Here is a 26624-nt window from a genome sequence, read left to right as displayed (position 1 = left end):
GAGAGGTTCTTCGGCGGCCCAAGATACGGCCGGGGGCAGGCGTAGCCGGGCCGCAGTTGGCTGTTTCAGCCCAAACCGCTACATTGCCAGCCTAATACTCCTTTCTTTTTCTACCCGCTGATGATTGCCTGGACCACCTTTCCCTTCGTGCGCTATACCCCCGCGCTCATCCTCGGCATTGTGGGCTACCTCTACCTCGGCGCTGATTGGCCGGAGCTGTGGCCCGCCGCCGCCGCCCTGGCCGTTTTGAGCTTAGCCCTGATTTTCTGGGCCGTGCGGCAGCGCACCCCGTTTACCGCCGATGCCGCCGGCTTATTATCGCTGCTCACCATCGTTGCGCTCGGGGCCACGCTCACCCAGCGCGCCACCGAAAGCCGCCGCGCCGACCACCTCTACCGCTTCGGCGATGAAGTAGCATGCTACCAGGCGGTGGTGGACGAAGCCACCGTGGTGCGGGCCGCCACTTATGCTACCACCCTGCGTGTGCAGGCCGTGCGCGTGGCCGGCCGCTGGCGCCGGGCCACCGGCGGCGTGCGGGTGTCGCTGCCCCGGGTGGCGGGCATCGCGCAGCCGCAGTACGGCGAGGTCTGGCTCATTCGCGGCCACCCCGACCCCAGCAAGCCCCCGCTCAACCCCGGCGAGTTCGACTACGCCCGCTACCTGGAGTACCGGCAAGTGTATCATCAGCAATACATTCACCCCGACCAATACTGCGTTTTGGGGCTGGTTCCGCCCAATGTTCTGGTGGCCATTAGCATGCGGGCGGCTGCGCAGCTCGATGGCGTTTTCCGGCACTACATTCACGCAAAACGGGAATATGCCATTGCTTCGGCGCTGGTGCTGGGTATCAAGGACGACGTGGATTTGGCCACCAAGCAGGCTTATACCGCCACCGGCACCACCCACATCATGGCCGTGAGCGGCTTGCAGGTGGGCTTGTTGTTCGCGGCCATGTCGTGGGTATTGCGCAAGCTGTTTGGGCGGGTGAAGGGCTTTTTGCTGTGGTCGTCGCTGGTGGGGCTGGCCGTGATTTGGAGCTACGCTTTTCTCACGGGGCTGTCGGCGTCGGTGCTGCGGGCCACGGTTATGTTCACGGTCATCATCGTCGGCCGGGCGCTGGGGCGGCAGGATTCCATCTTTAATACGCTGGGCGTGGCCGCGTTTGGCCTGCTGATGTGGAACCCGTTTCTGGTGGCCGACGTGGGGTTTCAGCTCTCGTTTCTGGCGGTGCTCAGCATCGTGTACGTGCAGCCGCGCATCGCCCGCTGGCTGGATATCAAAGCATATTTCTACGCCCGCCGGCGGCCCTGGCAGCCCAAGGCGGTGCAGTGGGCCTGGCGCGCCACTGGCTGGTCTCTCGATAAAGTGTGGCAGGCTGTGGCGCTGTCGCTGGCGGCGCAGGTGGCCACGTTCGGGCTGGGCCTGTATTATTTCCATCAGTTCCCGTTCAGCTTTTTGTTCTCCAACCTCGTGGCCGTGCCTATTTCGAGTGGGGCCGTATATGTAGGGCTGGCCTTGCTGGCCGTGAAGGGCATTGTAGCTCTGCCGGGCATCTGGTGGCCAAAGGCTTCGGAATGGCTGGACTGGCTGCCCAAGGGCGTTGCTTGGGTATTTGAGAAAATGGTGTGGGCTTTCAACGAATACATCTTCCTGATAAGTCGTTACTTCTCCGGCTGGGTGGTGCGCGATATCCACGTTTCGGCCCTGCAAACCATCTTGCTTTTCGGGATAATCGGGGCCGGCCTAGCCTGGCTGAACACCCGCCGGCTGGGCTGGCTGCGCGGCATGGCGCTGCTGCTATGCTGCTACGGCGGCAGCCGCGTGGCCGAAGCCCGCGCCGTCGCGCCCACCGAAGAATTCATCGTGTACAGCATCCCGCGCCGCTCGGCGGTGGGGTTCTGGCAGGGCGCGGCGGCCGAGTTTGTCACGCCCGACTCGCTGCCGCTCACCGAAACCGAGCGCACCTACCGCCTGCTGCCGGGCATCATCCGGCGGGCGGCGCGGCGCACGGCCTACCGCGTGGGCTGGCGTGGCTGCACCATCCCCACGCAGCGCCTCGCCGACGCGGACAGCACGAATGAAAAGCTGTATTTCAAGCCCGGCCCGATAGTGCTGGCCCGCTGGCGCGGCCTGCGCGTGGCCTTCGTTTCCAATCGCATTTCCACCGCCACCCGGCCCGCACCAGTCGATGTGCTGGTGCTGCGCCGCAACGCCCGCCTGAAGCCCGAAACCGTGGCCGCCGTATTCGGCCTGCAGGTGCAGGTTGTGTTCGATTCGAGCTGCAAAATCTGGTACGTGGCCCGGCAGGATTCCCTGTTGCGCGCCCAGGGCTTCCGCACCTGGGACGTCACGGCGCGGGGCGCTTTCCGGTGCGCCCCGCCGCTGGCAGCGCGGTAAAGTCCGGGCCGCAGGCAACTGTCAGCCCCGCCAACTCCGAGTTAGGCCCAAAGCCTCCAATCGACCGGTAGTCAGTACGTTTCAACGACTTGGCCGGGCACTTGGTCGAGCGGGGCAGTCCAACCGTACATTTTTTGCGTTAATTGCTTCAAGAGATGCCACCTTTCCAGTGCTGGCGGCATCCCTGCTGTAACCATCCGTCTGCGCCAATCCCGCCCCTATGGAAAACCTGCTCACGCCCGAACTCGAAGCCCTCCGCTACATTCAGTACGAAGCCCAGGACCGCATCGGCTACATCACCCTCAACCGGCCCGACAAACGCAACGCCCTGAATGCCGACGTGGTAAGCGAACTGAAACAGGCCTTCGAGTTCGCGGAAAACGACGAAGACGCCAAGGTCATCGTGTTGCGCTCAGCTGGCGAAGTGTTCTGCGCCGGGGCCGATTTGGCTTACATCCAGGAACTGCAGGGCTTTGGCTACACCGACAACCTGGAGGATAGCACGCAACTCATGCAGCTCTTCCACCAGATTTATACCCTCAAAAAAGTCGTTATTGCCCAAGTACAGGGCCACGCGCTGGCCGGCGGCTGCGGCCTGGCCGCCATCTGCGACATGAGCTTTGCCGTGCCCGAGGCCAAGTTTGGCTATACCGAAGTAAAAATCGGCTTCCTGCCGGCCATCGTGAGCGTATTTCTGCTGCGCAAAATCGGCGAGTCGCGCACCAAGCAGTTGCTGCTCACCGGCGACCCCGTTTCGGCCCAGGCCGCCCTCGAAATGGGCCTCATCACCTTCCTTGCTTCCAAAGAAGAACTGGCCGCGAACGTACACACCTTCGCCCAGCGCCTGTGCCGCGAAAATTCGGCCCAGAGCATGGAGGTAACCAAGGAAATGCTGGCCCACCTGCCTGAGCTCGACCTCGAAGAAGGCCTGCGCTACGCCGCTCAGCGCAACGCCGAAGCCCGTGGCTCGGAGGATTGCCGTAAAGGCATTGCCGCCTTCCTCAGCAAAGAAAAGATTGGCTGGTAGCGCGGAAATCCGTTTCTTCGCACTCCAAACCACCGCAAACGCCGTTCCGCCCCCGGAATTTATGGGGACCGAACGGCGTTTGCGCGTCATTTCTAAACAACCCTTTTCCCGTTTCGGTTACTTCCGCATGACAGCACTGGCCGCTATTGGCATCACCCTCACCACCTTCGGATTCATGGAATTCTGGGCGTGGTTCATGCACAGGTTTGTGCAGCATGGGCCGCTGTGGTTTCTGCACCGCTCGCACCACGTGCGGCACCCTCATCCAGTGGAGCGCAACGACCTGTTTTTTCTGATTTACGGGGCCATTTCGGCCGCTCTGTTCATCACCGGCGACAACGGCGGGCACTGGTGGTTTTGGGTGGGCGTGGGCATTGCCTGCTACGGCACGGTCTATTTTTTTGTGCATGATGTGCTAATTCACGGCCGGCTGCGCTTCTGGAAAAAGTCCCAGAATACCTACCTGCGGGCTCTCAATATGGCCCACAAAACCCACCACAAAACCACGGGCCGCGACGGCTCGGCCGAGTTTGGCCTGCTGTGGGTATCGCCCAAATACCTGGAACTGGCCCGCAAGCGGCAATTAAAAATTAAGCAGGAGAAAATTAAAAATGACCCCAGAGCCGCCGAAATCTAAGGTAGATTCTGTTTGCTAATTTTTTAATTCTCAATCGATAGTTTTTAATTACCCCAATGGGCCACTTCTCCATCAGCGACTTAGAGCAGCTTTCGGGCATCAAGGCGCACACCATCCGGATGTGGGAGCAGCGCTACAACCTGCTGCGCCCGGTGCGCACGGCCACCAACATCCGCATGTATTGCGACGATGATTTGCGCCGCTTGCTCAACGTGACCACGCTCTGCGGCCGGGGCCAACGCATCTCGCAGGTGGCCCGCCTCACCGATGCCGAAATCAGCGAAGCCGTGCTGGCTTGCTGCGACGATGCCCACGACTACCACCGCCAGGTAAATGCCCTGCTGGCCGCCATGCTCGGCTTCGATGAGTCCCGGCTGGCCCAGTTGCTGGGCGAAGCCACTGCCCGCCTTGGGTTCGAAAACATGATGCTTCGCGTGGCCTACCCGTTGCTCCAGCGCATTGGCCTGATGTGGCTGGCTGGCACCGTGGACCTGGCCCAGGAGCACATGCTGGCCCACTTGCTGCGCCAGAAGCTGCTGGCCGCTACCGATTCTCTGCCCACGGTGCCCACCACGGCCCGCCGCTGGGTCCTATTTCTTCCCGCCGATGAGCTGCACGAGCTGGCCCTGCTCTTCATGAATTACCTGCTGCGCGCCCGGGGCCAGCACACTCTGTACCTGGGCCAGAACCTGCCCACCTCCGGCCTGTCCGGTGTGGGCGCCACATACCAGCCCGATGCCGTGGCCACGGTGCTTACTACCCAGCCCGAGCGCGGCCGGGTGGGCGAGTACGCCCACGAGTTGCGCACGCTGTTTCCCGAGGCTCAGCTGGTGCTGTATGGCCCGCTGGCTCGGCAGGAGGGGCTAGTACTGCCGCCCAACTGCGTTTTGCCGATGCTGATGACCGATTTCCTGGCCCTGATTGCCGCCGAGGCAACCGAGCCTGTGGCGGCCTGAGCGGCAATCTGCCGCCGGGCTGATTCCGTAGGTGGCCGCAGGCTTCACAAAACGATAATATCAGTCCGGGCCGGGCATGGTGTCAAAACCCTTGCCCGGTGTACCTTGCCATTCCTGCCCGAAAGAAGGTAGGCGTGCCGGGTAAATTATTTTCGGCCAGGGTTAGCCCATTCTGCGGCTGGTTCGTATATTTGTTTAACAATCGGCCACGAAAAGCTAAACAGCATGACTTCGCTCGAATTCACCTCGCAAGTGCAAAAAATTTCGCTGACGCTCCGGCCCGCCGCCATGAACTTGACGCGAGACGCTGACGATGCCAAAGATTTAGTGCAGGAAACCTTACTTAAGGCCCTGCTAAACAAGGATAAGTTTAAAGCCGGTACCAACCTGAAGGCGTGGTTGTATACCATTATGCGCAACACCTTCATCAACAACTACAATAAGATTACCAAGCGCAGCTCCAACATTGACAGCACGGAGTATTTCCAGTATTTTAACACCGACCAGAATTACATCACCCACAACGGGGCCACGTCCGATTTTGTGGTGCGCGACATCAACGAGGCCATTTCCAGCCTCGGCACCGACTACCGCACGCCGTTTATGATGTATTACATCGGCTACAAGTACATGGAGATTGCCGAGAAGCTGCAGATTCCGATTGGTACCGTCAAAAACCGCATCCACATCGCCCGCAAGGACCTGAAATCGGCCTTGCATGTGTACGCCCCGGTAGGTGCCTCGGCCGCTACCGATGCTGCCGAAACCCTGGAAGACTAGTTCTGCCGCGCCCGCACAGTGGCCGCCGGCCTTGCTGCTGCAATTGCGGCGCGGGGCCGGCGGTTTCTTGTTGAGGCGTACCTCGCCTGCCTGTTCCACCGCCTCCGTTCCTGCTTGCCCTTGCCTTCCCACACCACTCATACGAAACAGGCCGTTGTCATCGGGGCCGGCTTTGCCGGACTGGCGGCGGCCACCACGCTGGCCCAGGCCGGCTGGCGCGTCACCATTCTCGAAAAAAACGAAGGCCCCGGCGGACGGGCGCGGGTGTTCCACGCCCAGGGCTTCACCTTCGACATGGGGCCGAGCTGGTACTGGATGCCCGACGTGTTTGAGAAATATTTTGCCCGCTTTGGCAAGCAAGTGGCTGATTATTATGAGTTAATCCGCCTCGACCCGTCTTACCAAGTGATTTTCAAGGGGCCGGAAGCAGTAGATATTCCGGCTAAGATGAGCGAGCTGCGTGCCCTGTTCGAGCGCTACGAGCCTGGTAGCGCCGCCCGCCTCGACGAGTTTTTGAAGCAGGCGGCCTATAAGTACGAGGTCGGTATCAACCGGCTGGTGTACGCACCGAGCCGCTCCATCTTCGAATTTGCTGACCCGAAACTGCTGGTCGATATGGTGCGGATGGACGTGCTGCAAAGCATGCATAAGCACGTCCGGCGCTTTTTTAAAGACCCGCGCCTGCTGGAGCTGGTGGAGTTTCCCATCCTCTTTCTCGGCGCGACTTCGGAGAACACGCCCGCTCTGTACTCCCTGATGAACTACGCCGACCTGGCGCTGGGCACTTGGTATCCCAAGGGCGGGATGCACAAGATTGTGGAAGGCATGGTGCGGCTGGCCGAAGAGTTGGGCGTGTGCATTGAATACAACCAGGAAGTGACAGAAATTGTGGTCGAAAACGGCCGCAGCACCGGCGTCCGTACCGCCAGCGGCTTCCATGCCGCCGATGTGGTGGTAGCCGGGGCCGACTACCATCACATCGAACAGCAGGTGCTGAAACCGGAGTTTCGCCACTATGACGCGAAGTATTGGGATTCGCGGGTGATGGCTCCATCGAGCCTGCTGTTCTACCTCGGCGTGAACCGCAAGCTGGATAAACTGCGCCACCACAACCTGTTCTTCGATGAGGACCTGACCCAGCACGCCCGCGAGATTTACGAGCAGCCGCAGTGGCCCACCCGGCCCCTCTACTACGCCTCGGTGCCCAGCAAAACCGACCCCACCGTGGCCCCCGAAGGCCAGGAAAACCTCTTCCTGCTCATCCCAGTAGCCCCTGGCCTCACCGACGACGAGGCCACCCGTGAGCGCTACTACGACGTATTGATGGACCGGCTGGAAAAGCACTGCGGCCACTCCATCCGCGAGCATGTGGTGTACAAGCGCAGCTACGCCCACCGCGACTTCATCGCCGACTACCACAGCTTCAAGGGCAATGCCTACGGCCTGGCCAACACGTTGAAACAGACCGCCATCCTGAAGCCCACGCTGAAGAGTAAAAAAGTGGCAAATTTGTATTTCACGGGCCAGCTTACCGTGCCCGGTCCGGGCGTACCGCCTTCGCTCATTTCGGGGCAGGTAGTGGCGGGCGAAGTACTGAAAGAGAATTCTGAATTATGAGTTGTGAATTATGAGTTAGCGCCGCCGACTCGACCAATTCATAATTCATAATTTATAACTCATAATTCAAATAAGTGGACCACGTTAAACTCTTCACCGACACCAGCCTGGCGTGCAGCAAGCTCATCACGGGGCGCTATAGCACCTCGTTCACGCTGGGTATTCGCACGCTCGATGAGCGGCTGCACCTGCCGGTGTACGCCGTGTATGGCTTCGTGCGCTGGGCCGATGAAATCGTGGACACCTTTCATGACCACGACAAGGCTGCCCTACTGGCCGACTTCCGCCGCCAGACCTATGAGGCACTCGATACCGGCCTGAGCTTCAACCCCGTGCTGCACTCGTTTCAGCACGTTGTGCATCGGTATGGGATTGACCGTGAGTTTATTGAAGCGTTTCTGCACAGCATGGCCCTCGATTTGGAGGACCAGAGCTACCACCCCGGCCTGTACCAGGAATACATCTACGGCTCGGCCGAAGTGGTGGGGCTGATGTGCCTGCGCATCTTCTGCGACGGCGACGTGGCCATGTTTGAGCGGCTGCGTGAGCCGGCCCGGCGGTTGGGCTCGGCGTTTCAGAAGGTGAATTTCCTGCGCGACATCCGCTCCGACTACGAAGACCGGGGCCGGGTTTATTTTCCTGGCGTGGTGTATTCGCGGTTCAACGACGCGACCAAAGCAGAAATAGAGGCCGACATCAAAGCCGACTTCGAGGCCGCTTACGCGGGTATTCAGCAGCTGCCGCGCGCGGCCAAGCTGGGCGTGTACCTGGCTTACGTGTACTACCTCAAGCTGTTCTACAAAATCAAAAAGCTGCCGGCCGCCCGCATCCTGGGCGAGCGGGTGCGCGTGCCCGACAATACCAAGCTGCTACTGCTGCTGGGCTCCTATTTCCGCTACCGGCTCTCGCGCATCTGAGGCGGTTTTTGGGCCTGGATTTTGCGTAAAGCCAGTCATTTGCGGCCTTACGCCGTATTTTTGCAGATATGCGAATTCCCAAGATTTTGTTTTTTGCGGTTGTTTTAGGGGTGTGGTCGCCGTCCTCGGCGGCCGGTTTGCGTAGTATTGCCCGGCGGGCCGGCGGCCCGCCGCCGGCTTTCAAAACTGCCCGCCCGGCCGCTAAAGCCGTTCGCCCCTTCTCATTCAAACTCACCTCCCGTCCTGTGTCGTCAACTTCTCCTTACCATCCTGCCACCCTGCGCCGCCACTATGAGGAGGCCGCGGCCGATAAAGTAGCCGGCGAAAAATTCTATAAGCTACTGGCTGATTATCAGGACCGCGACGCGCTGGTGCTGGGCTACAAAGCTGCTTCTGAAGCCATCCGCGCCCGCGACGCGTCGATGTTCAACAAGCTTACCTACGTGCAGGACGCGGCCAAAACCTTCGAGCAAGCCGTGGGCATCGACCCGCAAAACCCCGAAATCCGTTTCCTGCGCTTTTCAGTCGAAAGTAACTTGCCGGCCTTCCTCGGCCTGAGCAAGCACGTCGACGAAGACAAGGAAATGCTGCTCAACGCCGCGCTCAACCACCCCGGCACTGGCCTCGACGCGGAGGCGTTCCGCACGGTGCGCGGCTTCCTGGTAGGGCGAGGGCATGTGAGCGAGGACGAGGCCCAGCGCCTAAGCAAAGTAAAAGAATAGCCGAACCATAATTCCCGGAGCATAAGTTTTGGCTGGTGACGAGCGAAGCGAGTACCGACGTTGGACCGTTCAACGCGGGTACTCCCTCCGCTCGTCACCAGCCAAAACTTATGCTACATTAGGGGGGAATAAAACTGAAATAAGCCAGATTGACGTATTTTCGGCTACCCGGCTTTTTTTTCGCAACCTTGCGGGCGGGTTACTGGTTACCGAGGTCCTATGCCGAACCTGTCGCTCAGCGTCCGAATTGACCCTAACTCCGGCTTTTGCTTTGGTGTGATTTACGCCATTCAAATGGCTGAAGACCTGCTCGATGAGCAGGGCTACCTGTATTGCCTGGGCGATATTGTGCATAACGATGAGGAAGTGCAGCGCCTCGAAGCCCGGGGCCTGCGCATCATCTGCCACGAGCGGCTGGCTGAGCTGCGCGACGAGGCCGTTCTAATCCGCGCCCACGGTGAGCCCCCGGCCACCTACCAAATGGCTTTGGAAAACAACCTGACCCTGATTGACGCGAGCTGCCCGGTGGTGCTCAAGCTGCAAAACCGCATCAAAACCAGCTACGATAAAAAGGAAAAAATATTTATCTACGGCAAGCATGGCCACGCCGAAGTGCTGGGCCTGCTGGGCCAGACTAGCGGCGATGCCGTGGTGTTCGAAAGCTTCGATGAGCTACTAAGCCACGAATTGCCCGCGAACATCACCCTTTACAGCCAGACCACCAAAAGCACCAACAGCTTCTATAATATTAAAAACCAGCTGGAAACGCGGGGATACCAGGTGAATGCCAACGACACCATCTGCCGGCAGGTGAGCAACCGCGACAAGGACCTGCGCCGTTTCGCCGCCCAGTACGACCAGATTGTGTTCGTGTCCGGCACCAAAAGCTCCAACGGCAAGGTGCTCTACCAAGTGTGCAAGGAAACCAACCCGCTCACGCACTTCATCTCCAACGTGGCCGAAATTGACGGGGCCTGGTTCCGGCCGGGGCAGTCGGTGGGTATATGCGGGGCCACCAGCACGCCGCTGTGGCTGATGGAGCAGGTGCGCGACCGGCTGTTGTCACTATAAATTTTGGCGTGAATTCCACCGCAGCCATCCCCGCCATGCGCGTTGCGCCTGCGCCCGTCGGCACTACCGGCGTGGCCATCGGCGGGCTGATTGTGGTGCTGTGGGCGGTGTTGCTGGGCTTCCTGCTGGCGCGGTACCAGCCCGACTGGCATTCGCCCGCGCCCTACCTGCTGGCCCTGCTGCAAACCCACCTCTATACCGGCCTGTTCATCACCGCGCACGATGCCATGCACGGCGTGGTGAGCCCCAACAAGCGCCTTAATAACGCACTGGGTACGCTGGCTGCCGGCCTTTTTGCCTACAACTGGTTCCCTGGGCAGTTGCCCAAGCATCACGCCCACCACCGCCACGTCGGCACCCAGGATGACCCCGATTTCCACGACGGCCGTCACCCGGGCTTCCTGCCTTGGTTCGTACGCTTCGCCTGGAACTACGTGACCTGGTGGCAGGTGCTGCTGATGGCCGCGACCTACAACTTGCTCAAGCTGTTCTTTCCGCAGGCCAACGTCATTGCCTTCTGGATGATACCGGCGGTGCTGGCGACCTTGCAGCTGTTCTTTTTCGGTACCTACCTGCCGCACCGGGGCGAACACGCGGCTGACAATCAACACAAGTCGCGCAGCCAGTTCCGGCATCACCTGTGGGCGTTTGTGAGCTGCTATTTCTTTGGGTATCACTATGAACACCACGACCAACCGTATTTGCCGTGGTGGCGGCTGTGGCGGGCGAAATAGCGGACCACCGATTGAACGGATTTTTTATGGTTCAATCATCATACTGGGTGTTACGAAAGGAAAAGGCCGCCTAATTGGGCGGCCTTTTTCGATTTAAGTCAGAACCAAGCAGAAGTAAAATGGCGGCAGAAGCGGAACCACAAAAAATCCGTTCAATCCGCTAAAACCCGTTCAATCGGTGGGCCTTAGTGGACCGCGTTGGTCTTCTTGCAGCAGTCGGGCAGGCGGTTATAGGCGCGGGCATCGGCGGTGAGCTCGTCGGCGTCGTAGCCGGTTTTTTGCACGGCGGTGCGCAGGGCGGCAGGGGTGGTTTTGTCGGCCTTGTAGGTTACGGTGAGGACTTTGGTGGGTACGTCGAGTACGGCGCTTTGCACGCCTTTCTCATAGGCCAGGCTTTTTTCGATGCGGGCTTTGCACATGTCGCACACGGCCGAGGTTTTGAACTGGGCCGTGGCCGTACCATTGGTGGCGGCCTGCACGGCAGCCGGGGCCGTCTGGGCCTGGGCGGCGGGGGAGCTGCTGAACAGCGGGAGCAGGGAAAGCGAAAGTGGGAGGAGGAATTTCATAACCAGTAAGTTGAAAGCGGATGACAACAGCGTAACAAAATTGCTGCCGGAAAAATTGATTGTGCGGTGAGCACTACTCAATGCGGTAGCGCAGGCCGGCGTAGGTCAGGCGGCCGTATACCGGTCCCCACACCATGGCCGCATCAAACGTGGGCCCGAAGGGGTTGGCCGCGCCTTCGATGGGGTTGGGCTGGCGGTAGTTAGTGAGGTTCTCCACACCTACGTACACCTCCAGGCGCTTGAAGGCGCGGGTGAGCTGGGTATTGAGCAGGGCATAGCGGGGGGCATTTTCGGGCGAGTATTCCTGGCCGGTGCCGTGGGCGTGCGTACTGCTGATGTGGGCCAGCGCCCTTTCGCCAAACCACTGCACCGTGAAATCGGCCCGCCATTTATCGAAGGCGCTGGCGTAGCCCAGGTTCAGGAAGGCGCGGTGCGCGGGCGTGAGGGGCTTGGGCAGCAGCAGGTTGTCGTAGGTGGTTCGCACGTCAAGGTACTTGTATGCTCCTTTCACCTGCAGCCCCTTCACCGGCTCCACCTGAAGCTCTGCTTGCAGGCTGCGTGCGAAGGAGCGGCCGCCCGGCGGGAGATTATCGATGACAATGATGCTGGGAGCGGTGTACATATCGGCCACCACTTGGTTCACGAATTCAGTGTGGTAGTAGTCGAGGATGAGGGTGGCCGGATGGCCCAGCGCCGTGAAATACTGGGTGACGCTACTGCCCATGTTCCAGGCTTTTTCGGGGCGCAGGTTGGGGCCGATGACGAACTCGCGGGCGCTGGCCAGCATGGCGGCATTGTCGGCAATGGGGTTGGCCACGCGAAAGCCGCTGCCGGCGGCGGCGCGCCACACGGTATTTTTCAGCACGTCATACTTCACGTTCAGGCGGGGTGTTAGCTGCCAGCCGTAGAGGTTGTGGTAGTCGGTGCGCAGGCCCGCCACCACGGTCAGGTTGCGGCTGTTCTGATAGGTATACTCGGCAAAAGCGCCGGGCACCAGCTCGCGGCGGGTACGGTGCTCGCGGGCCTCGCGGCCGGCCGGCGTTTCGGTTACATAGGTGCGGCCGTCGCTCAGACGCTCATCGTACTCGTCATACAAAAAGCTTAGGCCCGTGCGATATACGTGCGCCGTGTTGCCTAACGCACTCTGAAACAAGAGGGTGGCATTACCCGTGCGCTGGCTGCCATCGTAGGTGCGCAGGGCGTGGTTGTCGACGAAGTATGGCGGGATGCTCGGGTCGTGGTCGGTGTGGTAGGTCTGGTAGCCGTAGGAGTAGCGCGAGGTAAAGTCGTGGGTAGTGCCCGTCAGCAGCAGGCCCAGGCTCTGGAAGGGGCGCGTGGGCCAGGTGTAGGAGGTTTTGGCGTAGCCGGTGTAGCGGGTGGTGGCCTGCGTGGTGCCGTAGTTCTGGGCGAAGGCCGCCGCGCCGGTGTCGCGGAAACCTAGCTGGCCGCCCTGCCGGGTTTCGCGTAGCGCACCCAGGCCCACCTCGCTCACAATGCCGTGGCCCGAGATATACTTCCACTTATTGAAGGCGTTGAACTGCGTGGCCAGCGGCAGGTCCAGGAAGCCGTCCTTGTTGCGGTCCACGCGGTTGCCGAGGTAGTCGGAGTGCAGCAGCAGCACCGTGCTCCACTTCGGGTTGATGCGGGCCGAGGCGTTCAGGTTGACGTCGAATTTGCCGAGGTCGTTGGCGTAGGCGTTGAACAGCAGTTGGTCCGTCTTCTCCGGCTCCTTCAGCTTCACGTTCACCTGCCCCGAAATCGCCTCGTAGCCATTCACCACCGAGCCCGTGCCCTTGATGATTTCGATGTTCTCAATCCACGGCCCGGCCAGATAGCCCAGGCGGTAAGGCGCGGCCAGCCCGCGCAGGGCCGGCTGGTTGTCCACGGTCAGCAGCGAGTAGCTGCCATCGAGCCCGAGCAACTGAATCTGCTTCGCGCCGGATACCGCGTCCGAAGTCGTGACTTCCACCGAGGCATTGGTTTCGAAGCTCTCGGCCAGGTTGCAGCAGGCCGATTTGGTGAGGTCGCGGCCCGAAATCATCTGCACGTTGGCCGGCGTGAGGGAGGAGTAGGCCGGGGCGCGGTCGGTTACCACCACTTCGCCCAGCTCGGCCCCGGCGCGCAGGGCCACCCGCAGGTAGGGCGCGCCGCCCACGGGCACGGCCACCGTATCGGGCCGGTAGCCCAGCGCCTGCACCACCAGCCGCGAAGCAGCTCGCGCCGGCCGCACCAGCGTGAAGCGCCCGGCCGCATCCGAAGTAGCCGTAATAATCGGTGCGCCGGCATCGGCCGCATCGTAGAGCCAGCGCAGCACCGCGCCGGGTAGGGGCGTGGCTTTGCCGGCCTCCGTCACCTCGCCGCGCACCGGCGCGATGGCCGATGATTGCGCCGCCGCCCGCCCGGCCGGCAACAACGCCGAGAACAGCACCGGAATTAGAAAATGCGGGATAAACCCGCTGATAGGTTTCATTATATCTGAAAGTTAGGCGTTTCTGATGAATTGCTGCCGCAAGCTGCCGCGACGGCATTGGCCGCCCTTGGGCAGCGTCCGCGATGGTCAGAAAAACCTATACTTCGAGGGTGCAGGCGAAGGCCAGCAGCGCCCGGCCACCGAGGGGAGGGGGCGAGGCATCGGCCGCAAACCAGCGCGGGCCAGCCCCGGCCAACGCTCCCCCGGCACCCGGTGCCACCGGCCAGCCCAACGCTGGCGCTGCCAGCAACAGCGCCGGAACCGGCACCAGAACTTTGGCCGCCAGCTCGTGCGCCGGGCTGCTCAGCTTGTGCTCGTGCTTGCTGAAATCGCAGCAGCCGTCCCGGGCTTTGGTCGGGGCCAGCTCGCCCAGGCAGCCGCGCAGCTCGGCCCGGCCGGCTACCGACACGGCCACCGTGCTCTGCCCGCTCATGCGGCAGGTCAGGCGCTGCACCGTGAGGCCCACCGAGGTGATGAGCACCAGCACAGCCAGCAGCACACTAACGAGGCGATGGGATAGGGAATGAGGACGCATAGCTGCCGTAAAGGTACGGCCCGGCACACGTTGTCCGGCGTACGGAATCCGGTTCGGGGAATTGCATCAGCCGGAGCAGCCGGAGCTGCTGTGCTGCCTGCCCATCATTACCCTGACATTCTGGCAAACACCCTGAGTACCCAGATTCACCAAAAGACTAAATGCACGCCAGGCGTTCAAAAACTGCATTTAAACACTCCAGAGACCGTTTTGTATTTGTGGTAGGAAATGGTAAATCGTGGTTGGTTTTCCGTAGGGTTCCCGTACATTTGCTAATGCCGCCGCTTTCCCACCCAGCGGTTTATGCCCATGAACCTGCTCTCCGGCGAATACGAATGCAAGCTCGACCCCAAGGGGCGGCTGGTGTTGCCGGCCAAGGTGAAGGGCAACCTGCCCGAGCAGTCGGGCAACCAGCTGGTGCTGGTGCGGGGCTTCGAGCCCTGCCTGGTGCTCTACCCCCGGGCTGCCTGGCGCGTCATCCACGAGAAGGTGATGGCGCTGGACGAGTTCAACGAAGAGTACCGCCAGTTTCAGCGCAACTTTTTTCGGGGCATGACGGAGGTAGAACTTGATAGTATTAATCGTTTCATGCTGCCGCGCAGTATGTTGCGCTACGCTGGTATCGAGAAGGAGGCTATCATCGTTGGCCTCGGTAACCGCTGCGAAATCTGGGACCCGGCCCGCTACGACGAGTTCCTCATCAAAGACCAGCAGAGCTTTAGCAAGCTGGCCCAGAAATTCTTATCCGTTGAAACCCCGCCGCTCGCCGGCCCGGCCGCATGAGCATGACCGAATACGATAACGACCAGGCCTACCACCGCCCCGTAATGCTGGCCCAGTGCCTGGCCGCCATGGACTTACAGCCCGGTGGCCGCTACGTCGACGTGACCTTCGGCGGGGGCGGCCACTCGGCCCGCATCCTCGAAAAGCTGACCACCGGCCACCTCTACAGCTTCGACCAGGATGCCGACGCGGAGGTCGAAGCCGCCAAGCTGGCCTGCCTGCAGTTTACGTTTGTAAAGGCCAATTTCCGGGATTTATTTGCTGAATTACAGCAACTTGGCGCGCTGCCCGTGGATGCGCTGCTGGCCGACCTCGGCGTGAGCTCACACCAGTTCGACACGCCCGAGCGCGGCTTCTCAACCCGCTTCGATGGCCCGCTGGATATGCGCATGGACCCCGATGGCCCGCTAACGGCCGCTGATATCCTCAATGATTATAAGGAAGCCGACCTGCACCGCATTTTCGGGATGTACGGCGAGGTGACCAACGCCCGCACGCTGGCCGCCACCGTGGGCGCGGCCCGGCGCGGCCGCCGCCTCGAAACCATTGCCGAGCTCAAGCAGGCCATTCAGCCCTGCACGCCGCGCGGCAAGGAAAATAAGTACCTGGCGCAGGTTTTCCAGGCCCTGCGCATCGAGGTGAATCAGGAAATGCAGGCCTTGCAGGAGATGCTGCTGCAAACGGCCGACGTGCTACGCCCCGGCGGCCGGCTGGTGGTGATGAGTTACCATTCGCTGGAAGACCGGCTGGTGAAAAACTTCATTGGCAAGGGCAAATTTTTCGGTACGGTCGAAAAAGACTTCTTCGGCAATGAAAGCAAGCCCTTTGAGGCCGTAAACCGCAAGCCCGAAGAAGCCGACCCGGCCGAAGTCGCGCTGAACAGCCGCGCCCGAAGTGCTAAATTGCGGGTTGCAATCAGAAACTAGCCCCTGCCGATGGCCGCCAACACGCTCCGTCCCACCGATGCCCCGCGCCGCGCCAATGTGCCGCGTCCGGTTGCCGCGCCCGAGCCGGAGGATGCTCCCGCGCCTCCCGTGGTCGAGGACGTGGCTCCCGAGCCGGAACCAGCCCCAGCCCCGCGACCCAGGCGCGAGAAAGTGCGTCGTGAGCCCGCGCCCGAAACGGCCCCGCGCAGTTCGTGGAGCCTGTTTTCGCTGCTTGACCGCGCCACGAGCGTGGACGGGCTGTTCCGCGAGGGGCTGCCGGTACGCTTCCTGCCGCACCTGCTGTTCACAATGCTGCTGGTACTGCTCTACATCGGCAACACGCACTACGGCAACCGCATGAACCGCAATATCCAGCGCCTCAAGCAGGAAACCGAAGACCTGCGGGCCGATTACACCACCCTGAAATCGGACTACATGGAGGCCAGCAAGCAGAGCGAGGTGGCCCGCAAAGTAGCGGCCATCGGCCTGGTCGAAAGCTCCTCGCCGCCCTTCCGCATCACCGTGCCCGCTGGCCACCTCGATGCCGCCGAGTTGGAACTGATGCCCGTGCTAACGGCCGACACGCTGGCTGCCCGCGCCGACCGCGACTCGACCGCCGCCCTGCGCGCCGACCAACTGGCCGGCCGCAAGCACCCGGCCGATGGCAGCGACGTGGACAGCGGCCCCGAAATTATTGCTCCGCCCCAGGCGCTGGAAGGTGATTCGGTGCCGGTTGCCCCCGCGCCGCAGGCTTCGCACCGGGCTGCTGCTGCGCCTCGGGCCGCAAAGGCTACTGCGGCTAAACGCAAATCAAATAGCAAATCGGCTAAGCCCGACAGCAAGAATAAAGCACAAAAAGGTACAACTGCGCACAAGAAACAATCGGTAGATAAGCAGGCCGTTAAAGCTCATTCCCGATGAAAGGCAGCGTTAAGAAATCGATAGTTACGCGGGTGCGGCTGGCTTTTCTGGGTGTAGCGGTGTTTTCGAGCGCCATTTTCTGGAAGGCGACCAAGATTCAGTTTCAGGAGGGAGCCAAATGGCGCGCGCTGGAGCAGGAGCGGCGCATCAGTTATCAGTCGGTGCCGGCCACGCGGGGCAACATTTACTCTGATAATGAGAGTATTATGGCCACTTCGCTGCCTTTTTACCGGGTGGCTTGGGACCCCGGCGTGGTGGAGGATGGCGTGTTTAAGTCCGGGATTGACTCGCTGGCCTGGCATTTGTCGCACTTTTTTGGCGACCGCAGCGTGCAGGAGTACCGCCGCCGGCTGGTGAACGCGCACTCGGCCAAGCAGCGTTACATCCGGCTCAACTCGCGGCAAATCAATTTTCAAGAGAAGAAGCTGATGGCGACCTGGCCGGTGTTCCGCGAGCGGCGGAACCGGGGCGGGGCCATTTTTGAGAAAGTGGACAAGCGTTTCCGGCCCTTTGGTGGGCTGGCGCAGCGCACCATCGGCTTCGTGAACGAGGACAAGCACGGCGCGGGCCTGGAGTACACCTTTGAGCAAAGCCTGGCCGGGAAATCGGGCGAGGCGCTGTTTGAGCGCGTACCCGGTGGCATCAAGCCCGTTTACGACGGCACCGAAATCAAGCCCCTGGCGGGCTACGACGTGAAAACCACGCTCGATATCAACCTGCAGGACGTGGCCGAAAATGCCCTCTACAAGTCGCTGGTGGATAACAACGCCCAGTACGGCTGCGTAATTCTGATGGAAGTAGCGACCGGCGAAATCAAGGCTGTGGCCAACCTGGGTAAGGCTTCGGACGACACGTATAAGGAGGACTACAACTACGCCTTTGCCGACCAGGGCCGCACCGAGCCGGGCTCCACGTTCAAACTGGCCTCGATGATGGCGCTGTTTGAGGCGCACCCGGAGCTGACCCTCGACGACATGGTGGACACCGGCAACGGCCGCATGTACGTGGGCGGAGCCGTGAAATCGGATTCGCACGGCTATGGCCGCATCACGGTGCAGCAGGTGTTTGAGAAGTCGAGCAACATCGGCGTGGCCAAGCTAGTCGATAAATACTTCTCCCGCAATCCGACCGAATACACCGATTACCTCAAGAAATTTGGCCTCGATAAGCCGCTGGGATTCCAGATGACGGGCGAGGCGCTGCCTTACGTGAAGGACCCCCGGGACCGCAGCTGGAGCCGTACCTCGCTCACCACCATGAGCATTGGCTACGAACTGAAGCTGGCTCCGCTGCAAACGCTGGCGCTCTACAACGCCGTGGCCAACGGCGGCGTGAAGGTGCAGCCCATGATTGTGCGCGAAATCAAGCAGGCCGACCAGGTGCTGCTGCACAACGAAGTGAAGGTGCTGAACCCCAAAATCTGTTCCGACGCCACACTGATTAAGGTGAAGTCGATGATGGAAGGGGTGGTGACGGCCGGCACAGCCCGCAGCATCCGGCCCAAGGACTACAGCATTGCCGGCAAAACCGGCACGGCCTGGAAATTCAAAAACGGCCAGTACACCAAAACGTATTCGACCAGCTTCGTGGGCTATTTCCCGGCCGATAAGCCGAAGTACAGCTGCATCGTGGTGGTGGACTCGCCTCGCAACGGCCGCATCTACGGAGCGGATGTGGCCGCGCCGGTGTTCCGCGAAGTGGCCGACAAATGCATGGCCCGCGACCTGCTGAGCCAGCGCCCGCTGCTGGCCAAAGCCCGCCTGAACAAGAGCCACGTTCCGCTGGTGCGCGCCGGCATGAACGACGAGCTGGCCCTCGTGTGCCAGAAGCTGGGCCTGGTGGGCAACACCCAGGCCACCGGCGGCGAGGAATGGGTGCGCGGCGCGTCCGACACCGCTTTCCACGCCCGCACCGTGGCGCTGGTGGTGAACCCCGTGCGCCCTGGCCGGGTGCCACAGGCCCGGGGCCTGAGCCTGCGCGACGCGCTGTTCCTGCTCGAAAACCGGGGCCTGCACGTGCGGGCCGTGGGTTCGGGCCGGGTGCGCGAGCAGTCGCTGGCCCCAGGCTCGCCCATCAAGCGCGGCGACCTGATTACGCTGACCCTCGAAGAATCCGGCCCGCGCATTGCCGCGCCCACGGCCCTACCCGAGCCCGAGCACACCGACCTCGCCGAAAACAAGCTGCTGGTGCCGGTGGATATGGAGCCCGCCAAAGCCCGCAAGTCTTTCGCCGATGGCGAAAAGGCCCATGTGCAGGCTGCGGTAGCCGAACGCTCGGCCGGCGTGAAGCCGAACGCCAAAGCCAGCAAGCCAAACGCGAAGCCCGTCACTACGTCATCAGCTGCTAAATCTGCGGCAACTGGTGCCGCTAAAGCTGCTGATAAATCAAAAGAAGCTACCCGCCAACCCACTTCGGGCAAAAACGCTAAAAAGCCCGTGCCAGCTAAGCCCGCTGTGCGCCGCGCCTAATTTAATCGCCCGCCGGTCCGACCGCCCTAGGCAGTCCGACCGGTTTTTAATCGAACGTAATCAGCCCGGGCCTTGCCCAGCCATCATTGTATTGCCGACAACCGGTCGGACCGCCTAGAGCGGTCGGACCGGCCCAACGAAAACTCATGATTTCCCTGCCGCTTTTTTCCCTACTCACCGACGTGAACGTGCTTGCTCAGCACGGTCCCACCGACGTGCCCATCACCGGCCTCACCCTCGACTCGCGGGAAGCCGGGCCGGGCGTGGCCTTCTGCGCCCTGCGCGGCACCGCCACCGATGGCCACAAGTTCATCGAAGGAGCGGTGGAGAAGGGTTTGGCTGCCGTTATCTGCGAAGAGTTGCCGGCCGTGCTGAACCCCGCCACGGCCTACGTGCTGGTGGCCGACTCGGCCGAGGCATTGGGCCATGTGGCGGCGGCGTTTCACGGGCATCCCTCGCGCCAGCTCACGTTGGTGGGCGTGACGGGGACCAACGGCAAAACCACCTGCGCCACGCTGCTGCACAAGCTGCTGCGCGAGCTGGGCTACCACGCCGGCCTGCTCAGCACGGTGCAGAACCAGATTGACGAGGAAGTCATCCCGAGTACCCACACCACGCCCGACGCCATCCGGCTGAATGCGCTGCTGGCCCGCATGGTAGGGGCCGGCTGCACCCACGCCTGCATGGAAGTAAGCAGCCACGCCGTGGCCCAGCACCGCATCACGGGCCTGCGCTTCGCGGGCGGCATGTTCACCAACCTCACCCACGACCACCTCGACTACCACGGCACCTTCGACAACTACCTGAAAGCCAAAAAGGCTTTCTTCGACGCACTGCCCAAAACCGCCTTCGCCCTCACCAACGCCGACGACAAGCGCGGCCCGGTGATGCTGCAAAACACCGCCGCCCGCCGCGCCACCTACTCACTGCGCGGCGCCGCCGACTTTCGCGCCAAGCTGGTGGCGAACGAAGTCCACGGCCTGCACCTCGAAATCGACGGCCGCGAAATCCTCTTCCGCCTCATCGGCGTGTTCAACGCCTACAACCTGCTGGCCGTGTACGGCGCGGCCGTGCTGCTGGGCGAGGACCCTACCGAAGTCCTGACCATCCTCTCGGGCCTGACCACCGCGCCCGGCCGCTTCGAGCCGGTGGTGTCGGGCCAGCAAAGCATTACGGGCATCATCGACTACGCCCACACGCCCGACGCGCTAGAGAACGTGCTGCAAACGCTGCACGAAATCCGCCAGCCCAGCCAGCGCATCATCACGGTGGTGGGCTGCGGCGGCAACCGCGACGCGGCCAAGCGCCCCATCATGGCCAACCTGGCCGCCCGGCTTTCCAACCAGGTCATTCTCACGTCCGACAATCCCCGCTTCGAGGACCCCGCCGAAATCCTGGCCCAGATGGAAGCCGGCGTGACGGCCCCCGACTCGGCTAAAGTGCAGACCGTGCCCGACCGCCGCGCCGCAATCGAAGCGGCCGTTCGGCTGGCCGGCCCGCACGACATTGTGCTGGTGGCCGGCAAGGGCCACGAGAATTATCAGGAAATTCGCGGCGTGAAAGCGCCCTTCGACGACAAGCTAATCCTTGCCGAAATTTTTGCTGAATTGAACAAGTAACGCGCCGCCCACCGGTCCGACCGCCCTAGGCGGTCCGACCGGTTGACGTAAGAACGCCCTGCCATCGTTCGCCCAATAACCGGTCGGACCGCCTAGGGCGGTCGGACCGGCCCGCTTCCCGCCAAAAACGCTTCCCCAAACCCGAATGCTTTATTACCTCTTCCGTTACCTGCACGAACATTACCACCTGGCGGGCACGGGCGTGTTTCAATACACCACGTTTCGCGCCGGGCTGGCGATAGTGATTTCCCTGCTCATTGCCCAGATTTTCGGACACCGCCTCATCAAAGTGCTGCAACGCAAGCAAGCCGGCGAAACCATCCGTGACCTGGGCTTGCAGGGCCAGAACGAGAAGAAAGGTACCCCCACGATGGGCGGCCTCATCATCATCCTGGCCATTCTGGTGCCGGTGCTGCTGCTGGCCCGTTTGCGCAATATCTACATCATCCTCATGATTTTGAGCACGGTGTGGCTGGGTCTGATTGGCTTTCTGGATGACTACATCAAGGTGTTCCGCAAGAACAAGGAGGGCTTGAGCGGCCGTTTTAAAGTGCTGGGTCAGGTGGGACTGGGCATTACGGTGGGCTGGGTACTGTTCTACAGCAACGAAATCACGGTGCGCGAATACCTGCTGCCCAACGGTACCTATTCGGCCGTCGATGCCAGTAAAATCTTCAAAGACGTGCATTTGATGATTACCACGGTGCCGTTTATGAAGAACAACGAGCTGAACTACGGCGACCTGTTCGCCACGGCGGGCACTTTTTTCAACGGCCTCTACGGCTTCCTCTATATCCCCATCGTCATCTTCCTGATTACGGCCATTAGCAACGGGGCCAACCTCACCGACGGCCTCGACGGGCTGGCGGCCGGCACTTCGGCCATCATCGGCGTCACGCTGGCCATCTTCGCCTTCGTGAGCGGCAACGTGCTACTGGCTGATTACCTGGATGTCATGTTCATTCCCGATTCGGGCGAGCTGGTCATTTTCTGTACCGCGTTTGTGGGGGCGTGCATCGGCTTTTTGTGGTATAACAGCTACCCGGCGCAGGTTTTCATGGGTGACACGGGCTCGCTCACGCTGGGCGGCATCATTACGGTGCTGGCCCTGGTGGTACGCAAGGAACTGCTGATTCCGGTTCTGTGCGGCGTGTTTATCATTGAAAACCTGTCGGTTGTGGTGCAAGTGGGCTGGTTTAAATACACCAAGCGCAAGTACGGCGAGGGCCGCCGCCTGCTGCGCATGTCGCCGCTGCACCACCACTACCAGAAGCTCGGTTACCACGAATCCAAAATCGTATCGCGCTTTTGGATTGTCGGTATTATGCTGGCCGTCATTACTTTAGTTACGCTAAAGCTGCGCTAGCCTTGTGCGGTAAGCTTGAGCTTGCCGTTGCGGAATAATTCAAATGCCTACCCGGCCCTGCGGTGCCAGCTAAAGCTTACTTCACATGCACATCGTCATTCTAGGAGCCGCCGAAAGCGGCGTGGGCGCGGCCCTGCTGGCCCAGGCCAAAGGCCACACCGTTTTCGTGTCGGACCGCGGCCCCATTCAGCCCGGGTACCAGCAGCAACTCACCGAAGCAGGCATCGAATTCGAGCAGAACCAGCACTCTCTGGACAAAATTCTGACCGCCGATGAAGTGGTGAAAAGCCCCGGCATTCCCGAGAAAGCCCCGGTCATCCAGGCCCTGCGCGAGCAGAAAATCCCGATTATTTCTGAAATCGAGCTGGCCGGCCGCTACACCCGCGCTAAGTGCATCTGCATCACCGGCACCAACGGCAAAACCACCACCACCCTGCTCATTTATCACCTCTTAAAGGACGCGGGCCTGCGCGTGGGCCTGGCCGGCAACGTGGGCTACTCGCTGGCCGAGCAGGTTATCGAAGATAAATTCGACTACTACGTGGTGGAATTGAGCAGCTTCCAGCTCGATGACACGTACGACTTTCAGCCGTGGGTTGCCATTCTGCTCAATATTACGCCCGACCACCTCGACCGCTACGACTACTCGCTCGAACACTATGCCCAGGCCAAGCTGCGCATCGTTCGCAATCAGGACAGCGAAGGCACGTTTATCTATAATGCGGATGATGAGAACATTCAGCGCTACTTCAAGTCGGCGCTGCGGCCGGTACACCAGATGCCGTTCAGCCTGCACCACCGCCCCGATATTCACCTGGCGGCGTATTACGAAACCGCCGACCTGCTGTGCGTCGACATGCTGCCCGGCTACTACAGCAAGACTGAGGAAATAAGCACCGCCAACTCGCCCCTCATCGGCCAGCACAACCGCCAGAACACGCTGGCCGCCGTGCTCGCCGCCCGCGTGGCCGGCCTCGAAACCGCGCAGATTGAAACTGCCCTGGGTACCTTTCAAAATGCCGACCACCGCCTGCAACTGGTGGGCGAAATCAACGGCACCCGCTACATCAACGACAGCAAGGCCACTAACGTGGAGGCCGCCTGGTACGCCCTCGACGGCATTCAGCAGCCCATTATCTGGATTGCCGGCGGCACCGACAAGGGCAACGACTACAGCAGCCTGCTGGGCCTGGCCGAGCACCGCGTGAAAGCCCTCATCTGCCTCGGCGTGGACAACGCCAAGCTGCGCACCACCTTCGACCCCATCATCCCGCAAGTGGAGGAAACCCAAAGCATGCCCGATGCCGTGGCCCGCGCCGCCGCCCTCGCCGCTCCCGGCGACGTGGTGCTGCTCTCGCCCTGCTGCGCCAGCTTCGACCTGTTCAAAAACTATGAAGACCGTGGCCGGCAGTTTGCAGCGGCGGTGCATACCCTGCTTGGGGGCGGCGTTTCAGAATCAGTATAATCCGAGAAATCAGTTCTAAAATCAGCGATTATGAAAGACTGGCTGCAACGCAACCTCAAGGGCGACCCCATTCTGTGGGCCATCGTGCTATTGTTCTCCTTCATCAGCATTGCCGTGGTGTATTCGGCTACCGGCACGCTGGCCTACAAGAAGATGAACGGCAACACCGAAGCCTTCCTCTTTAAACACAGTAGTTTGATTTTCCTGGGGCTGGGCTTTATGTGGGCGGCGCACCGCATCGACTACCGGCACTATTCGCGCCTGTCGCTCTACGCGCTGCTGCTGAGCGTGCCGCTGCTGCTGTTCACGTTTTTCATGGGCGGCGAAACCAACGGCGCGTCGCGCTGGATGACCATCCCGGTGATTAACCAGACTTTCCAGCCCTCCGACTTGGCCAAGCTGGCCCTGATTTCGCACCTGGCCAGCATGCTTAGCCGCCGCCAGCAGCACCTCGACGATTTCAAAACCACCATGCTTCCGGTGATGCTGTGGGTGGGCACCATTTGCAGCCTCATCATCCTTAGTAATGCTTCCACGGCGCTGCTGCTGTTCGCCACTTGCATGCTGCTGATGTTCATCGGCCGCGTGCCCCTCAAGCACATGGCCGTGATGGTGGGTATTTTTGTGGTGCTGGGCGGGGCCGGCCTGGCGGCGGGCCAGCGCCTGGGCACGGTGGTGTCGCGCGTCACCAACTTCACCGACAAGACCAAGAAAACGCCCTTCCAGCTCGAACACAGCTACATCGCCATTGCCACGGGCGGCATCGTGGGCAAGGGCCCTGGCAAAAGCACCGAGCGCAATATCCTGCCGCACCCGTATTCCGACTTCATCTACGCCGTCATCATCGAAGAATACGGTTTGCTGGGCGGGTTCGTCATCCTGTTCCTCTACCTCGCCTTCCTTTATCGCGGGCTGAAAACGGTGATGAACAGCTACGGCGCATTTGGTGGCCTGCTCTCGGCGGGCCTCAGTTTCAGCCTGGTATTGCAGGCGCTGGTGAATATGGGCGTGGCCGTGGGCCTCGGCCCCATCACCGGCCTGCCGCTACCGCTGCTGAGCATGGGCGGCACCTCGCTTATCTTCACCGGCATCAGCATTGGCATTATCCTGGCCGTAAGCCGTGGCGAGCGCGAAATCCGCCCCATGACCGGCGAGCCGGAGGATACGGCCCGCATTCCGAAAGTATCGGTCAGCTACTAATGAAACCTCGGCAACTGCTGGCCGCCGAGTATGGTGGCCTTCGGTTTGAAATTGAAAATGATTTGCCAGAAATCGGCTCTTACTTATACGTCTACTTTAACGGAGCTACCCTATTTGATTATCTCCAAAATACCGAATTAGATGCGAAGGAATTTGCGTCGGAAATGTTTGGAGTCTCTTTGAAACTGTGGAAGCTTGAAGAATCAGATTTTATGGCCGTAAACACGACCGAGCCACTTCGTTTCATCATCTCCGGCGGCGGTACTGGCGGGCACATTTTCCCGGCCGTGGCCATTGCCAACGAGCTGCGCCGCCGCCTGCCCAATGCCGAAATTCTTTTCGTCGGGGCCAACGGCCGCATGGAGATGACCCGCGTGCCCGACGCCGGCTACAAAATCGTGGGCCTCGACATCACCGGCCTCCAACGCCGCCTCACGCCCCAGAACCTCATGTTTCCGGTGCGCGTGTTCCGCTCGGTGCGCAAGGCCGGCAAGCTGATTGAGGAATTCCGGCCCGATGCCGTGGTAGGAGTGGGGGGCTACGCCTCGGCCCCGGTACTGCTGGCCGCTACCTCGCGGGCCATTCCCTCGCTTATTCAGGAGCAAAACTCATACGCCGGCCTCGTCAATAAACTGCTGGCCAAGCGGGTGAGCCGTATCTGCGTGGCGTATGATGGCATGGAGAAGTTCTTCCCCGCCGATAAGCTCGTACTCACCGGCAATCCCGTTCGCACCGAAATCACCCTCGGTACCCGTGCCGAAGCCCTGCATTTCTTCGGCCTCGACCCCAATAAACAGACCCTACTGGTGGTGGGCGGCAGCCTCGGCGCGCGCACGCTCAACCAAGCCACCGCCGCCGCCCTGCCGCACCTGCGCGAAGCCGGCATCCAGCTTCTCTGGCAAACCGGCAAGCTCTACTTCCCCGAAGCCCGCCAGCAGGCCGACCAAGCTGCCGGCCTCCACGCCCTGGAGTTCATCCAGCGCATGGACCTGGCCTACGCCGCCGCCGATGTCGTCATCAGCCGTGCCGGAGCGCTGTCGGTGTCCGAGCTCTGCCTCACCGGTAAGGCCAGCATCCTGGTGCCCTCGCCCAACGTGGCCGAAGACCACCAGACTAAAAACGCGCTGGCCCTGGTCAGCAAAGGGGCCGCCGTGCTCATCACCGATGAGCACGCCCCCGAGCGGCTCTACGACGAAGCACTGCGCTTGCTAAGCGACCCCGAGCGTCAGCAGCAACTAAGCAACCGCGTCCGCGAGCTGGCCCGCCCCGATGCGACCGTAACGATTGTGGACGAGTTGTTGAAATTGATTAAGACGTAGATAATTGTTCGAACAAACCAAACAGTCATGCAGAGCGCAGCGAAGCATCTTTACCGCAATAGTAAATGATTACTGGCGGCGGGCAAGATGCTTCGCTGCGCGCTGCATGACCGTCAGAAGTGCCTAAA

The 26624-nt window shown here is 61.2% G+C and carries 22 protein-coding genes; 19 read left to right on the top strand and 3 right to left on the bottom strand.

What is annotated here, in order from left to right; translation table 11 throughout:
* Positions 1–120: 120 nt before the first annotated feature.
* The 10 genes from ACVWYF_RS16860 to ACVWYF_RS16815 all read left to right on the top strand — a co-directional run bounded on the left by ACVWYF_RS16860 (position 121) and on the right by ACVWYF_RS16815 (position 10858).
* Complete coding sequence (locus ACVWYF_RS16860) at positions 121–2397, top strand: ComEC/Rec2 family competence protein (RefSeq protein WP_457070115.1); 2277 nt, start codon at positions 121–123, stop codon at positions 2395–2397.
* A 220-nt stretch (positions 2398–2617) separates the two neighbouring features.
* On the top strand, positions 2618–3424 hold the full coding sequence (locus ACVWYF_RS16855) for an enoyl-CoA hydratase/isomerase family protein (protein WP_457070113.1): 807 nt from the start codon (positions 2618–2620) through the stop codon (positions 3422–3424).
* A gap of 127 nt (positions 3425–3551) precedes the next feature.
* Positions 3552–4061, top strand: a complete 510-nt coding sequence (locus ACVWYF_RS16850) for a fatty acid hydroxylase (RefSeq protein WP_457070111.1) — start codon at positions 3552–3554, stop codon at positions 4059–4061.
* A gap of 56 nt (positions 4062–4117) precedes the next feature.
* Positions 4118–5017 carry a MerR family transcriptional regulator gene (locus tag ACVWYF_RS16845; RefSeq protein ID WP_457070109.1) on the top strand — a complete coding sequence of 300 codons (900 nt, stop codon included), beginning with the start codon at positions 4118–4120 and terminating at the stop codon, positions 5015–5017.
* Between the two features lie 225 nt (positions 5018–5242).
* On the top strand, positions 5243–5797 hold the full coding sequence (locus tag ACVWYF_RS16840; RefSeq protein WP_457070107.1) for an RNA polymerase sigma factor: 555 nt from the start codon (positions 5243–5245) through the stop codon (positions 5795–5797).
* A 120-nt stretch (positions 5798–5917) separates the two neighbouring features.
* Entirely contained in the window at positions 5918–7414 is a 1497-nt protein-coding gene (locus tag ACVWYF_RS16835; protein WP_457070105.1) for a phytoene desaturase family protein, read from the top strand.
* 74 nt (positions 7415–7488) lie between these two features.
* Positions 7489–8331, top strand: a complete 843-nt coding sequence (locus tag ACVWYF_RS16830; RefSeq protein WP_457070103.1) for a phytoene/squalene synthase family protein — start codon at positions 7489–7491, stop codon at positions 8329–8331.
* 245 nt (positions 8332–8576) lie between these two features.
* On the top strand, positions 8577–9053 hold the full coding sequence (locus ACVWYF_RS16825) for a hypothetical protein (RefSeq protein WP_457070101.1): 477 nt from the start codon (positions 8577–8579) through the stop codon (positions 9051–9053).
* A 219-nt stretch (positions 9054–9272) separates the two neighbouring features.
* Positions 9273–10124 carry a 4-hydroxy-3-methylbut-2-enyl diphosphate reductase gene (locus ACVWYF_RS16820; protein ID WP_457070099.1) on the top strand — a complete coding sequence of 284 codons (852 nt, stop codon included), beginning with the start codon at positions 9273–9275 and terminating at the stop codon, positions 10122–10124.
* A gap of 35 nt (positions 10125–10159) precedes the next feature.
* Positions 10160–10858: a fatty acid desaturase gene (locus ACVWYF_RS16815; RefSeq protein WP_457070592.1), complete on the top strand. Its 699-nt coding sequence runs from the start codon at positions 10160–10162 to the stop codon at positions 10856–10858.
* Positions 10859–11043: 185 nt separating this feature from the next.
* Here the strand turns inward: ACVWYF_RS16815 and ACVWYF_RS16810 are convergent, their stop codons facing one another.
* The 3 genes from ACVWYF_RS16810 to ACVWYF_RS16800 form a co-directional block, all read right to left on the bottom strand.
* A complete protein-coding gene (locus tag ACVWYF_RS16810; protein ID WP_457070097.1) occupies positions 11044–11424 on the bottom strand; it encodes a heavy-metal-associated domain-containing protein in 381 nt (126 codons plus the stop codon).
* Between the two features lie 73 nt (positions 11425–11497).
* Entirely contained in the window at positions 11498–13894 is a 2397-nt protein-coding gene (locus tag ACVWYF_RS16805; RefSeq protein ID WP_457070095.1) for a TonB-dependent receptor, read from the bottom strand.
* Positions 13895–13991: 97 nt separating this feature from the next.
* Complete coding sequence (locus tag ACVWYF_RS16800; protein WP_457070093.1) at positions 13992–14429, bottom strand: hypothetical protein; 438 nt, start codon at positions 14427–14429, stop codon at positions 13992–13994.
* Between the two features lie 309 nt (positions 14430–14738).
* Here ACVWYF_RS16800 and mraZ point away from each other — a divergent pair, with 309 nt between their 5' ends.
* From mraZ to murG, 9 genes are all read left to right on the top strand, one after another.
* Complete coding sequence (gene mraZ, locus ACVWYF_RS16795; RefSeq protein ID WP_457070091.1) at positions 14739–15212, top strand: division/cell wall cluster transcriptional repressor MraZ; 474 nt, start codon at positions 14739–14741, stop codon at positions 15210–15212.
* 2 nt (positions 15213–15214) lie between these two features.
* On the top strand, positions 15215–16138 hold the full coding sequence (gene rsmH / locus ACVWYF_RS16790; RefSeq protein ID WP_457070590.1) for a 16S rRNA (cytosine(1402)-N(4))-methyltransferase RsmH: 924 nt from the start codon (positions 15215–15217) through the stop codon (positions 16136–16138).
* Positions 16139–16147: 9 nt separating this feature from the next.
* Positions 16148–17059, top strand: coding sequence for an FtsL-like putative cell division protein (locus ACVWYF_RS16785; RefSeq protein WP_457070089.1), 912 nt, complete (start codon positions 16148–16150; stop codon positions 17057–17059).
* On the top strand, positions 17056–19527 hold the full coding sequence (locus tag ACVWYF_RS16780; RefSeq protein WP_457070087.1) for a penicillin-binding protein: 2472 nt from the start codon (positions 17056–17058) through the stop codon (positions 19525–19527). Before ACVWYF_RS16785 ends, ACVWYF_RS16780 begins: the two co-directional genes overlap by 4 nt.
* Before the next feature lie 146 nt (positions 19528–19673).
* Positions 19674–21146, top strand: coding sequence for a UDP-N-acetylmuramoyl-L-alanyl-D-glutamate--2,6-diaminopimelate ligase (locus tag ACVWYF_RS16775; RefSeq protein ID WP_457070085.1), 1473 nt, complete (start codon positions 19674–19676; stop codon positions 21144–21146).
* Between the two features lie 145 nt (positions 21147–21291).
* A complete protein-coding gene (gene mraY / locus ACVWYF_RS16770; RefSeq protein WP_457070083.1) occupies positions 21292–22512 on the top strand; it encodes a phospho-N-acetylmuramoyl-pentapeptide-transferase in 1221 nt (406 codons plus the stop codon).
* 85 nt (positions 22513–22597) lie between these two features.
* Positions 22598–23977: a UDP-N-acetylmuramoyl-L-alanine--D-glutamate ligase gene (murD, locus tag ACVWYF_RS16765; protein ID WP_457070081.1), complete on the top strand. Its 1380-nt coding sequence runs from the start codon at positions 22598–22600 to the stop codon at positions 23975–23977.
* 30 nt (positions 23978–24007) lie between these two features.
* Positions 24008–25177 (top strand): FtsW/RodA/SpoVE family cell cycle protein, encoded by a 1170-nt coding sequence (locus ACVWYF_RS16760; protein ID WP_457070079.1) that lies wholly within the window; start codon positions 24008–24010, stop codon positions 25175–25177.
* 212 nt (positions 25178–25389) lie between these two features.
* Positions 25390–26496 (top strand): undecaprenyldiphospho-muramoylpentapeptide beta-N-acetylglucosaminyltransferase, encoded by a 1107-nt coding sequence (murG, locus tag ACVWYF_RS16755; RefSeq protein WP_457070077.1) that lies wholly within the window; start codon positions 25390–25392, stop codon positions 26494–26496.
* Positions 26497–26624 lie beyond the last annotated feature (128 nt).

It is taken from the genome of Hymenobacter sp. UYAg731, from assembly GCF_054061335.1.
Note: the sequence above shows the minus strand (reverse complement) of the source record. Positions and strands in the feature narration are given on the sequence as shown.